Source organism: Ruegeria sp. P10 (assembly GCF_056534925.1).
In genome coordinates this window covers 1-11,672 of record NZ_JBQERJ010000013.1, presented here as the reverse complement: position 1 = coordinate 11,672, position 11,672 = coordinate 1, and the positions used below count along the sequence as shown (strand labels likewise).

General features: G+C 54.8%; 9 protein-coding genes. 6 read left to right on the top strand and 3 right to left on the bottom strand.

Features of this window, described 5'->3' with window-relative positions; genetic code table 11:
- Positions 1–103 precede the first annotated feature (103 nt).
- Positions 104–1,630: an oligosaccharide flippase family protein gene (locus ACR0FB_RS18625; RefSeq protein WP_480621597.1), complete on the top strand. Its 1,527-nt coding sequence runs from the start codon at positions 104–106 to the stop codon at positions 1,628–1,630.
- 46 nt (positions 1,631–1,676) lie between these two features.
- On the opposite strand, the gene ACR0FB_RS18620 is transcribed toward ACR0FB_RS18625, so the two are convergent.
- Positions 1,677–2,831: a DegT/DnrJ/EryC1/StrS family aminotransferase gene (locus ACR0FB_RS18620; RefSeq protein ID WP_171725015.1), complete on the bottom strand. Its 1,155-nt coding sequence runs from the start codon at positions 2,829–2,831 to the stop codon at positions 1,677–1,679.
- Between the two features lie 230 nt (positions 2,832–3,061).
- Here ACR0FB_RS18620 and ACR0FB_RS18615 point away from each other — a divergent pair, with 230 nt between their 5' ends.
- From ACR0FB_RS18615 to ACR0FB_RS18600, 4 genes are read left to right on the top strand one after another with little or no spacing between them, the layout of a single operon-like run.
- A complete protein-coding gene (locus ACR0FB_RS18615; RefSeq protein ID WP_171725014.1) occupies positions 3,062–4,015 on the top strand; it encodes a glycosyltransferase family 2 protein in 954 nt (317 codons plus the stop codon).
- The gene (locus ACR0FB_RS18610) at positions 4,012–5,232 is read left to right on the top strand and encodes a GNAT family N-acetyltransferase (protein ID WP_171725013.1); all 1,221 of its coding nucleotides are present in this window, start codon (positions 4,012–4,014) and stop codon (positions 5,230–5,232) included. Before ACR0FB_RS18615 ends, ACR0FB_RS18610 begins: the two co-directional genes overlap by 4 nt.
- Positions 5,229–6,269, top strand: coding sequence for a lipid II:glycine glycyltransferase FemX (locus ACR0FB_RS18605; RefSeq protein WP_480621596.1), 1,041 nt, complete (start codon positions 5,229–5,231; stop codon positions 6,267–6,269). Before ACR0FB_RS18610 ends, ACR0FB_RS18605 begins: the two co-directional genes overlap by 4 nt.
- Positions 6,269–6,949 carry a polysaccharide deacetylase family protein gene (locus ACR0FB_RS18600; protein WP_171725011.1) on the top strand — a complete coding sequence of 227 codons (681 nt, stop codon included), beginning with the start codon at positions 6,269–6,271 and terminating at the stop codon, positions 6,947–6,949. The genes ACR0FB_RS18605 and ACR0FB_RS18600 overlap by 1 nt, the downstream gene beginning before the upstream one ends.
- On the opposite strand, the gene ACR0FB_RS18595 is transcribed toward ACR0FB_RS18600, so the two are convergent.
- On the bottom strand, positions 6,869–8,305 hold the full coding sequence (locus tag ACR0FB_RS18595) for an O-antigen ligase family protein (RefSeq protein WP_171725010.1): 1,437 nt from the start codon (positions 8,303–8,305) through the stop codon (positions 6,869–6,871). The two genes, ACR0FB_RS18600 and ACR0FB_RS18595, sit on opposite strands and share 81 nt — an antisense overlap.
- A 113-nt stretch (positions 8,306–8,418) precedes the next feature.
- Positions 8,419–9,690 carry a right-handed parallel beta-helix repeat-containing protein gene (locus ACR0FB_RS18590; protein WP_171725009.1) on the bottom strand — a complete coding sequence of 424 codons (1,272 nt, stop codon included), beginning with the start codon at positions 9,688–9,690 and terminating at the stop codon, positions 8,419–8,421.
- A 481-nt stretch (positions 9,691–10,171) separates the two neighbouring features.
- Here ACR0FB_RS18590 and ACR0FB_RS18585 point away from each other — a divergent pair.
- The coding region (locus ACR0FB_RS18585) for a right-handed parallel beta-helix repeat-containing protein (RefSeq protein WP_480895437.1) at positions 10,172–11,672 on the top strand (1,501 nt) is incomplete at its 3' end.

The window sequence follows — 11,672 nt, the reverse complement described above, 5'->3', positions numbered from 1 at the left end:
AGCGACGTTGAGGGTAGCCAGATTAGAAACATTGCTACGTTGATAAGTTTTTTGTTCCGAGTATGGAAAGGCAAGCCTTTTGAAGCCTCCAGTTGAACCAGGCGTGACTATCGCCCCGGGCACACCCGATCACAGCGCGACCCTTACCAGGGGGGCCGCAACATTGTTTGCATCAGGCGTTTTCAGCCAGTTTCTAGGCGTTTTGACATTGGTTGTGACGGCCCGTCTTCTGACGCCAACGGATTTCGGGATCATTGCCTATTTCATAATCGCGGCCGCGTTTCTGGAAATCGTCCAGCGGGCTGTTTCCATGATTCTGATCCGCCAGCCCGAAATCACTGACGATCACCTGAACACCGTGTTTACGATGCAGGTGCTGTTGGGCATCTTTTCGGCACTCCTGATCTGGGCCAGCGCCCCTCTGATGACATTCTTCGGGCTTGCGGAACTGACATCGCTGATCCCCGCGCTTTGCTTCATTGCCATCGCAACTTCCATCAAAAGCACACGCTTCCCACTTTTGGAAAGAGATCTCCGGTTCGGTTTCATCGCAGGCGAAGAAACGACCAGCCGAATTGCATATACATTGATGGCCATCAGCCTCACATGGATCTGGCGTGATTACTGGGCCATCGTGGTCGCCAGCGTCATCACTCAGGTCATCCGGGTCATCTGGTCCTTTTCCGTTGCCCCGATGCGGCCCAGGTTAACGCTCCGATGCTGGCATGACTGCATTGATGTGTCATCATGGTCACTGGGGGCCCAGATCACCCAGTTTCTGATCAACAACATGCCCCAGATTGTCATCGGAAGCATGCTGGGTCTGGCCGATGCAGGGATTTTCAGGGTCGGCTATCGCCTTGTGGTCCTGTTCACCAGCCAGATCATCGGCCCGTTGGAACGGGTCGTTTACCCAAGCCTTGCCAATACTTCCCGGACCCAAGGCTCCAGCCGGGAAGCCTTCGAACGGGCCAACGCCATCCTCTTAGGGATCATCGTTCCAGCCAGTGTCGGCATGGCTCTGGTTGCCAATCACCTGATCGTTGTCGTGGCCGGTTATCAGTGGCTGGCCGCTGCACAGGTCATCTGGGTGCTTGCCCCTTTGAAAGCGATCGAGACATTGCAGGCCAATGTTCGGTCTGCAAGCTACGTCGAAGGCTCTACAAAGCGCCTGTTTCTCCGCAACACAATCCTGCTGATCGCCACAACTGCGCTGACGGTGCTGGGATCGAACTACGGCTTTACCGGCGCGATCCTCGGCTCCGGAGCCGCCAGCCTGTTTGCGATCGGTCTGGCGCTGATCATGGCCAAGGATTTCGGAACCGGTGGGTTTTTGGCACCGATCCTGATGGCCTGGCGTACATTTGCGTCGACCTTTGCCATGTTGCTTGCCGTTCTATTTGTCAGCAGTGCCTATGGCAGTGGCGACGCAGTGGGATGGGCTTACGAGACAGCGGAAGACCTGCCGCTGCTACGTATCCGGTTCTCGGTCAAAGTTCTCGTCGGAGTTTTTGTCTATGTTGGCACACATCTGCTGCTCTGGCGCCTTGCCGGGAAGCCAAAAGGGTTCGAGAGCCTGGCGCTGGAGCTTGCCGCAAAACTCAAACGCAAGCTGTCCAAGGCAGCGTGATGGCCCCGGTTACGCTGACCTCACTCTGCATAAACCGCCCGCCTGATCAGGCCACAACTTCACTTTTGAGTTGCGCTATTATGTGATCGATATGCGCAGCCGAAAGGTACTGGTGCACTGGCAAAGATACGACATTGTCTTTCAGGGTCATAGCCTCGGCCTGCCCTGACCAGTCGAGATTGCGGTTGAAGCCCGCCCACCAGGCAGTGGCACCAATCCCGCTTTTTTTCAGCGCCCGTACGACCCGGTCACGCCCCGCGACTATGATCGGCATATTCAGCGGACAGGCATCGACCGGAAGCTCCGGAACAAGCATGCGTATCTCGGGAAACTCGTTGAAAGCATCCCGGTACCGCTGCCAGTTTGCCCGTCGGACCGCAATGGTTTCTGCTACGGAATAGGCCCGCAATGGACGGGATGTGAAGACACTCATCTGTGCGCAGCGCAGCGCCGGGTCGAAATAATAGTGCCCCGGAATGTCTTCCGGTTGATCCCCGTCACTGTGGGGCAGCGGTTCTTGTCGGCCGCGTGCCTTTTGAAGCATGGCCTGCATACGAGACAGCCCCAATACGGTTGCCAAACCAGCGCGCAAAAGTGTTTTGGCCACGTCCTTGCCCGGGGCAGGCCGCGGAAACGGATGCCTAGCGCTCAGGTCCGGCGCATTGATGACCATGGCCCCACCACCCGGAACAGGCACAAACTTGTAGAAGCAGAAAACCGATACGTCTCCGGTGCGGCCTTCTGCCGGCGAAGCACCGCTGAGAAGGCTCAATGCACAATCTTCGATCATCCGCAGCCCATGCTGATCGCACAAGGCCCGCAGGTCCTCCAGGTATGGCTGCAGCACACCAAAATAGTGGATCACATATATCGCCTTCGTCCGCCCGGTAATAAGTGGCGCAATCCGTGCGGGATCGGCACGCAGGTTTTCGGAAACCGGATACAACCGAACCGAAAGGCCCGCATCAATCAGCGGGTCGACCTCGGAACCGCAATTATAGGCGGGGGCCAGAACTTCATCCCCGGGTTGCAACCCCAAAAGGTCACAGGACGCCCGGATTGCCACGCGGGTATTATAGCTCCAAAACACCGACCGGTCCTGGAACAGGGCTGTGTACCCGCCAGCAGAATCCCGGCGAAACAGATCGGACAACCGCATGACAGGATCGCCGCAATAAAGTGCGTTCCCACGGTCAGTCATTCGATGCCAAACTCAGAGGCCAAAATTTACCCGCACCCGATCTTAATACAGTCTTGTCTTTCAAGGTTTCGCACCGTCAAAATATTACCTCAATATACTGATCTAAATGATTTGACTTTTATAGCTACTTTTCGACAACAACGGTCCCGGTACGGTCACGTTTTAAGTGTTCACAGAATGTGGCAGTGTTAAAAATTTGGAATGTAAGTGGTTAACGAGAGCGAAGCATCATGGTTTCATCGCCGCCCGGCACGAGTAGCGAATACGCTGTATCTATCATTATCGTGAACTGGAACACCCGGGACATTCTTCGGGACTGCTTGGCGTCCATTGCGCATGAGACCCGGCTGCCGCACGAAATCATCGTTGTCGACAACGCCTCCAGCGATGGCTCACCTGAAATGGTGGCCGATGAATTTCCTCAGGTCCGGTTGATCGCGAATACCAAAAATCTGGGCTTTGCCGCTGCCAACAATCAAGGGCTCGAGATTGCTACAGGCGCCAAGCTGCTGCTGCTCAATCCCGATACGATCATCCTAGATCATGCTATCGATGTTATGAGCGCCTGGCTCGACGCGCATCCGGATGTCGGATGCGTCGGCTGTCAGGTCTTCGAAGGCCCTGAAACCATCCAGTTAACCTGTTTTGCCGATCCCGGACCGCTCAGCTTGGCAGTGATCGAATTCGGACTGAAACGGCTGTTTAGCTGGCCGGAATATGGGGGCTGGGACCGGACAACGCAGCGCGACGTGGATGTGGTGTCGGGCATGTTCATGCTGGTACCACGCCCGGTCTTCGAAGAAGTCGGTTCGCTGGATGACGCGTTCTTTATCTATTCGGAAGAAGCTGACTGGTGCCGACGTATCCGCAATGTTGGCAAACGCTGCGTCTTCGCGCCCGAGGCACGGATTCTGCATCTTGAAGGCGGCTCGAAAAGCACCGCTCAGATCAAATCGCGCATGTATGTGCAAAAGCAAAAAAGCAAGACGATCTACGCCAGAAAGCACTACGGCCGAAGCGGTGAACTGATAACGCGCGCGATCTTCCTCAGCAGTGCAATGTTACGCGGGATTGCCTTTGGCTTGATCGGGCTTCTACGCACCACGCCCGATCACAAGGCCAGGCTGCGCCTGTCCGGAGCGGCAATCCGGTATCATCTTTTCGGTCAGGAACCGATGGCATGAGGGACGCCATTTCCAACAATGCAGATATCGAGCTTGAGTGTGTCGAAATACCTGCACACAAGCTGAGCATACAAGCTAGCTGGGACAGTTTTGTCTCAGCGTTGGGTGCCGAGATATATTTCCTGTCCGACTGGCAATCTGCCTGGTGGGACCATTACGGCAAAACGTTTGCCGCCAGCCGGCATCCCGTCAGCTATATTCTGCGGAACGGTTCAGAGATTGTTGGCGTTCTGCCCTTTTGCGTTGAAACCCTTTGGGCCGGCCCCATTCCGGTGCGCGTCGCCCGGCTGGCGGGCGTGGATCCTAATTTCGCGGTCATGGAACTGCCCATTGCCGCCGGTTACGAAAACACAGTTCTCGGGGCTGTCATTGAACACCTGACCGATCATTTGAAATGTAGCGTCGTAAGCCTGTCGCCCTTGTCAGAACGCGCAGGGCAATTGGAAAACCTGCGTGCCCTGAATGGGCGTGGCCTATCCGTTTTGCGCGACATCAGCACCCGCGGGCATACACTGATGACTCTGCCTGATACCTTTGATGCGTTTATGGCCTCGCTTTCGAAAAGCCGCCGCCGTGAGGTCCGGCGGGACATCAAACGCCTGACCCCGGCAGGTGAGGTCTTGCGCACTGTTAGTTCCACGCCGGAAACCGTCGATGCAATGATGGATCGGTTCATCGCATTGCATACGCGACAATGGGAGGCCGCCGGAAAAGGGGGGCATTTTTCCGACTGGCCGGTTGCGGCAGCGTTCTATCGCAGCCTGATGCAAGGCCTGAGCCCGAAAGGCCATGCGGCAATCGATGAACAATGGCGGGATGAAACGCTGCTGTCCAGCCAGTTGCGTTACACCCTGAACGGCAAGGTGCTTTGGTGGCTGAATGCACGGGAAGTCGATGCCGAATTTGCAAAGGCAGGCCTGGGCCGCGTCGGTCTGGTCACGCGTGTTGAAGAGTTGATCGATCAGGATGCGCACCTGATTGAAGCCGGCGCCGGCGAGTATGAATACAAGCTGAGCTACGGAGGAGATTTGGTGCCGCTTTACAATATCGTTCTGGCACCTGATCGGGCTTCAGCGCGATTACGAGCCCGCCTATTGCTTTTGTGGGCGGATGCACTGCATTTCTTTTACTACCGTGTCTGGTTCCTGAAAGTCCGCCCGCGGCTGGGAATCCGGCCGAACAGCCTCTGGAGCAGCTGGATACGGATGCAATTATGAACACGACCCTCTCGTTTCAGAAAGTCACCGCGGAAGACTGGCCCCGGATCAGCGCCGGTTTTCACGATCTGACATACGAACAGACCCTGACGTATGCGCAGGCCGCAGCACAACGGATCGGCGCCACGACTGATTTTATCACCCTGTCAGATCAGGCAGGTCAGCTGACCGCTGCCGCCTGCCTGCGCGTAAAGCGCGTGCCCGGCCTGGGGCGCGGTATCGCCTGGATCGCAGCAGGCCCCATGATGCATCACCGCGAGCAGCCCGAAATCGACCAGGACCGGCTGGATGCAACATTTGCGGCACTGCGCGCCTATGCCCAGAAAACCGGGCATATCCTTCGGCTGCGGCTTCCCGCACTGCCCTTTTACGACGTACCAGCAATAGATCAGTCTGCCGCAGCAGCGGGTTTTTGCACCACCGATCGCTCTCGGCCTTATCGGACAGTCGTCATCGACTGCGAACAGGACGAAGAAACATTGCTCAAGGCGCAACATGGCAAATGGCGCAACCATCTGCGCAAATCGTTGAAAAGCGATCTGTCGCTGGAAAGCGCCCCGATCTCCGAAGCCTCAGGCAGATTTCATGAACTCTACCAGCAGGTACAGGCCACCAAAGGGTTCGAGCAACCTGATATCCCCCCCGAATTCTACTATCCACTTCAGGGCGCTGATTTTTCCCACGAGGTTCTGTTTGCCCAAAAAGATGGTGTCGACATAGCCGGCATGACAATCGGCCGGACAGGGAATTTCGCAGTCTATCTGTTTGGCGCGACAACGGATGTGGGGCGCCGCTGCAATGCCGGCCATTATCTGATGTGGGAATCCATCCTGAGGCATCGGACACAGGGCATAAAATGGTACGATCTGGACGGTATCGACCCTAATATCAATCCGACCGTCACAGAATTCAAACAACGGACCGGTGGAACGGACTTGTTGGCGGCCGGACCTTATGAGTACCGACCCGCCGGATTGGGTTCGGCTTTGATAGGCACCGCCGAAACGCTTCATTCCCGCTTGAAAACAGCACGCTAATGACCACTGGAACGAGTATCATTTTTCACGGCATCGGCACACCGGAACGTGCCCTGGAACCGGGTGAGGCCCCTTACTGGCTGTCAGTCAGTCAATTCGAATATGCGCTCGACCGGATCGCCCATGCCCCCGATCCGGACCATTTCACGATCACTTTCGATGATGGCAATCTGTCAGATTACAGTATCGCCCTGCCCGCCCTTGCGGCCCGCAACCTCCGGGGGCGATTTTTCGTACTCACCGATCGGATCGGGCAGGTGGGCTCGCTGGATGTCGAACATCTTCATACCCTGCGCGACGCAGGCATGACAATTGGAAGTCATGGCATCGGTCACACGATGTGGCCCACCCTGGATGATGCTGCACTGACCGAAGAGCTGTGCGCATCACGGGCGCAGCTTGAAAAAATCTGCGGACATCCGGTGACAGAGGCGGGCATCCCCTTCGGGCGCTATGACGCAAGGGTCCTTAGGGCCTTGCGCGATGCGGGGTACACCGCCGCCTGGTCCAGCGATGGCGGCAATTGGCGCGCAAACAGTTTTCTGCGGCCACGGACTTCGTTGCGTGGTGACATGTCCACGCACGAGATGGGTGCCACTTTATCCGGTCAAATGCCGCCCCTGCGCCGTTTGCGGCGGGCTTTGGGAATGTCTCGGCGGCGCTGGATGACGACCGGCTGAACCGGTTCTGACAGCCCGCCTTGCTGGTAGCTCGGCCGGAACAATCTGTGGAAACCGCGTATAACGCAATTTCCTGCCTTCAGTCGGTGTCTGTACACTGTCGCCGCCCTGGCTTTCCTGATCATCAGCATCAAAAAGCCAAACCCCCGCCCCCAAAAGAAACATGAAGAAACAGAAGGTAGAGTCCCACAAATGCACCGTGATCGCGGAAACACATAGGCCCAGCAACGCAATCAAATACCCAAGACGGGCGTCTGCGACGGCGCCGGTCAAATTCCTGTTGCCGGCTTGGAAAAAGACAACCAACACCGCACCCAACAGCAGAAATAGCCCCGGGAACCCATGCCGCAATGCTATCACCAGCCAGAAATTGTCCACCGTGGTCAACATGGCCATCCAGTGGGGTCGCGTATAGTCATTCAACCCGATTCCAAACAACGGGTTCTGCAGAACATCGTCAGAGGCGAAGGTGAAAATATTGATCCGCGTAAATGCGGTGCCCGGTGTCAAAGTGAAGTGTGTTGCGAAGATCTGAAACATAGTCCGATTGGAACTGACTTCGCCGACGAAGTACAAAAAGGAGAAAATATAGAGAAGAATTTTCCACCTATTCTTCAGGAACCAAAATATCCTGTTCCACGCCATCAGCATCATCTGAAGGATGACATTCATGAAAGCACCCGAGGACAAGGAACAGAAGACGGTGCCCCCAACGATGGAAACGAGACCAACCTTTTTGTTAAAGGATTTATTCCATCCCAACACATACCAGGTAAGTGCAAAAGCCGGTGCACAGAACACTCCAAACAAAATCGGATGCGGCATCGTTGTCTGAGCGCGCAGCAATCCCAGTCTCGGTGGAAAATACCACTTTTGATAAACACTCATCACCTTCCCAAACAGATTCAGGAGCGGCATCTTACCCGTGACAGCTTCATAAGCCGCAAACGGTAAGAGAACCATGATCAGAATGAAGAGGCATTTCACAAAAAACCGGAACGCATCCAAATTGCGAATATAAGTTCGGGCAATAAAATAGGGGGTTAGCGTTTCTATCATGAACATTCCGATGAACTGCCACAGTTCCTGAATGCCGTGATTGACGGCCAAAGTCAGGCTGGCCCAGAACGCAAAGCCGATCACCAGGAAATCGACCGCCCTGATTCTACCTGCCTTACCGCTCAGCCATCCAAAAACAGCAGGGAACATGTAAAGAAGCAGGATCACGCGATAGCCGTTGAGTTTCAGCCCGCCAAGAAAGAAATAGAATGGCATCGCAAAAGATATGACGAGCAACATCAGGACAAGCGGTTTTGTCACCTGTTCTCTCGTTTTGGCTGATGACACAGCAATCATTCGAATTTCCTGCCCTTAACTCAAGTAACTCTTCAAAAACCAAAAAAACTGGTGGCTTTCATAGCCACGCCCTTGCCATTAAACACGCCAGCGAAAATCATCCATGTCAGTCTTCATTGAGTGGGATAGTTCTTTGCCAGCGTTGATCCGGCATTCAGGCGATCCATGAGACTGCCGGGACGCACGCCAAACTCATTGTACCCCTTTTCCCGCCCCAACGCATGGTAGATGAATTGCTGATCATAATACCCTTCCTGAGACGGGTTTTGATCCTGAATCATGGCATTGTTAAGAAGCACCCAATCGCGCTGGTTTTCATACCCCATGATGTTTGCCGCGGCGTTCTGTTCGATGACAACGGATGTCGAGTCCGGTGAGATATTGATTACCGGCACAGAATGGCCACCGGGCACATTGATCAGAGAGTTCTTTCTGACCGAAATGTTGTCGGAACCGTAGATGGAAATGCCGTGGACATGGCCGTTGTAAATCATGTTGTTTTCGATCAGCACGTTCCGATGCCGCACCTCGGGGTCTCCGATGTTCTTTCCATCTCCGCCAGCCCAGATCGTCTGGGCAAAGTCGCCGGCACCTACATCGAAGACATTGTCCCGGATCGTGATATTGGCGCTTCCGCTGTTATTGGCCCGCTGGATCTGGATCATATCGCGGTGATCGCCAACGCCATCGGCCCCGCCAAAGTTATGGATGTAATTGTTCTGCACCAGGATGTCGTCGACATTGTCGAACACCAGACCATCCGAGCGGATCGAATGCACGTCGCTGTCAGTGATCTTTATGCCGTCTGTATTAATAGCGATGATCGCCTTCCACCATGTGAGAAACTCGGAATTTGAAATATCGACATTGGCGGCGTGGAACACCAACAGACCTGTACCAAACCCCGCCCCGTCTTCTGGCGTTCCGGTGCCGCGTGCAACATCCCCGCTGAACACGGAGTTGGAGATAGTGATGTTCCGGCTGTTGCGAACAACAAAGTTGGCCAGGTGATACGGGTCAGCGTTCTTGAAGGTATAGTCGAACCTGATGCCATCCAGATGGACATTCTCGGCCCCGTCAAGAATGGCGACACTGAAACACGCGAGGCTGGCAGGATCAGCCGATCTGATCACCACCGGTGACGGGAAAGCCTTGCCCAGTTTCAGAGTACCATAGTTTCCGGGTGCAAGCAGATAGACCTCACCGCCACGGGCATTCTGCAAAGCACTTGCCAGCGTTGCTGCGTCGGAAATAGCCTGACCTTGGGTTTGGGCCGTGAATCTGGGTTTGAATTGCTGCCTGTCGCAAGGGGTCTTTGCATGCAAGGCAGGGCTAAAGAACAGCAGGATCGCACCTGCCAGCGCAAGAATACGTGATCTGGACATGACGTACCTTTCTGATCTGCGACCGTTCGAAAGCTTAGTCGAACCCCCGCATACTGTCTATTGTGGTGCCCCTCGGATCGCATGACATTTCCGAGACACTCAGCGGTGCTTTTCCGGGGTGGTCTCAATTAAATCTGTAAGTTGCCGTAGGGGCACCGGGCAATTCATTGCCGACACCTACCAGAGATACGCAAGGACGCGCCGGAATAGTGGCAATTATGTGTTCATTGTTGCTTAACGGGAATCAATTATCCAAACAGACGCCAACCGCCAAGGGAAATGGAACAATTCCCGGTATCGAGTATCGAGTTCACTCGGAAATGAAGGCAAAGGGACGCCATTGTCCCAATACAGGCAACAATTTCCAAACATAGCCATATTTAGGCCACTCTACTGCCCTCGGGCAGCTGTTCCATTTGTCCTGGGTGTGCGGGAACTCGTGCGCTGCCACTCACAGCGCCTATGAAACAGAAGGTGAAATATGTCGACGACAATTACGGTAACCTCTGCGGCAGAGCTGAACCAGGCCTTGTCACAGGTGACAGGTGGGGAAACAATACTGCTTGCGGCCGGCAATTACGGCAAGCTCAGCCTGAATGGTAAACAGTTTTCATCTAACGTAACGATTAAATCCGCTGATCCGAATGCGAGCGCAAGCTTCTCTGAAGTGCATCTCAATGGGGCGTCGAATGTAACGTTCGACACGATCAAATTCGATTACACGTACAGCTCTGGAGACTATCACTTCCAGAATAAATTCAGCGTCACCAACAGTTCGAACATCACATTCCAGAATTCGAACTTCGACGGTGATTTTGCCAGCGGCACCGGAACATCTGCAGATGGCACTGGATATGGCACCGGTCTGATGATCTCCGGTTCCAACAATATCGACGTCATCAATACCGAATTCTCGAAATGGTGGAAGGGCGCCATCGCTCTTAATTCCGATGGGGTGAGCTTTACCGGGAACGACGTTCATTCGATCCGCTCAGATGGTCTGGTGTTCGACAATGTAGACAATATCCTGGTCGAGAATAACTATATTCACGATTTCGGCGGCGCTGCAGGCGCAGGCGATCACCGTGACATGATCCAGATCCAGCGCGCAAACGGCAGCGGCAGTGACAACATCACCATCCGCAACAACGTCTTTGACATGGGACAGGGAGACTACACCCAGACCATCTGGTTTGGCGGTGACGGCAAGGATCTCAGCGACCCAAATGTGCTGCACCACAACGTCCTGATCGAAGGGAACGTGATTTACAACGGCCACCTGCACGGCATTTCGGTTTACGGCGTCGACGGAATTACCATCACCAAGAACTCGGTTCTGCACGTAGACGAGAAAACCCAGACAGGCGGCATTGAAATTCCGCTCATCTTTGTCTCGAACGGCTCCAAAAACGTCACGATCACCCAAAACATCACGTCGCAGGTTCTGGGGCATAATGGTCAGCCGGACTGGAACGTCGGCAACAATGTCCTAATCAAGCCCACAGAGTACGACCAGCACTTTACCTATCAGGCCACGGCGCAGACGGATGGCTACAATCAGTACGTCGTCATACCAGGAAGCCCGGCGGACTTGGCAAATGCGGGTTCGGACCTCGCAAACAGCATTACGGGCCCTTACATCGACTGGCTCAAAAACAACGGGTATACTGTGATCAGCGCTCCATCCCAGCCCAATACTGGAACGAGCCAACCCAATATCGGGGTGAACCCACCTGATACCGGGACAAGCCAGCCTGACACTGGGACGAGCCAGCCCGATACCGGAGAAACACAAACCGGGACAGAGACGTCCCCTCCGGCCACAGAGCAGCCTCAAACCGAGGCAGAGGCGACACCTCCCGCTACAGAACAGCCTCAGACCGAGGCAGAAGCGACACCTCCCGCCACAGAGCTGCCTCAGACTGAGGCAGAAACCGAAGTCGAAGAACCCGTCAACATTGCCGAACCTGAAGGCGAACTGA

Coding starts and splice junctions, on each gene's coding strand:
- ACR0FB_RS18595 (WP_171725010.1), bottom strand. CDS start 8,305: ATGATTGCTGTGTCATCAGCCAAAACGAGAGAACAGGTGACAAAACCG.
- ACR0FB_RS18600 (WP_171725011.1), top strand. CDS start 6,269: ATGACCACTGGAACGAGTATCATTTTTCACGGCATCGGCACACCGGAA.
- ACR0FB_RS18610 (WP_171725013.1), top strand. CDS start 4,012: ATGAGGGACGCCATTTCCAACAATGCAGATATCGAGCTTGAGTGTGTC.
- ACR0FB_RS18615 (WP_171725014.1), top strand. CDS start 3,062: ATGGTTTCATCGCCGCCCGGCACGAGTAGCGAATACGCTGTATCTATC.
- ACR0FB_RS18590 (WP_171725009.1), bottom strand. CDS start 9,690: ATGTCCAGATCACGTATTCTTGCGCTGGCAGGTGCGATCCTGCTGTTC.
- ACR0FB_RS18620 (WP_171725015.1), bottom strand. CDS start 2,831: ATGACTGACCGTGGGAACGCACTTTATTGCGGCGATCCTGTCATGCGG.
- ACR0FB_RS18605 (WP_480621596.1), top strand. CDS start 5,229: ATGAACACGACCCTCTCGTTTCAGAAAGTCACCGCGGAAGACTGGCCC.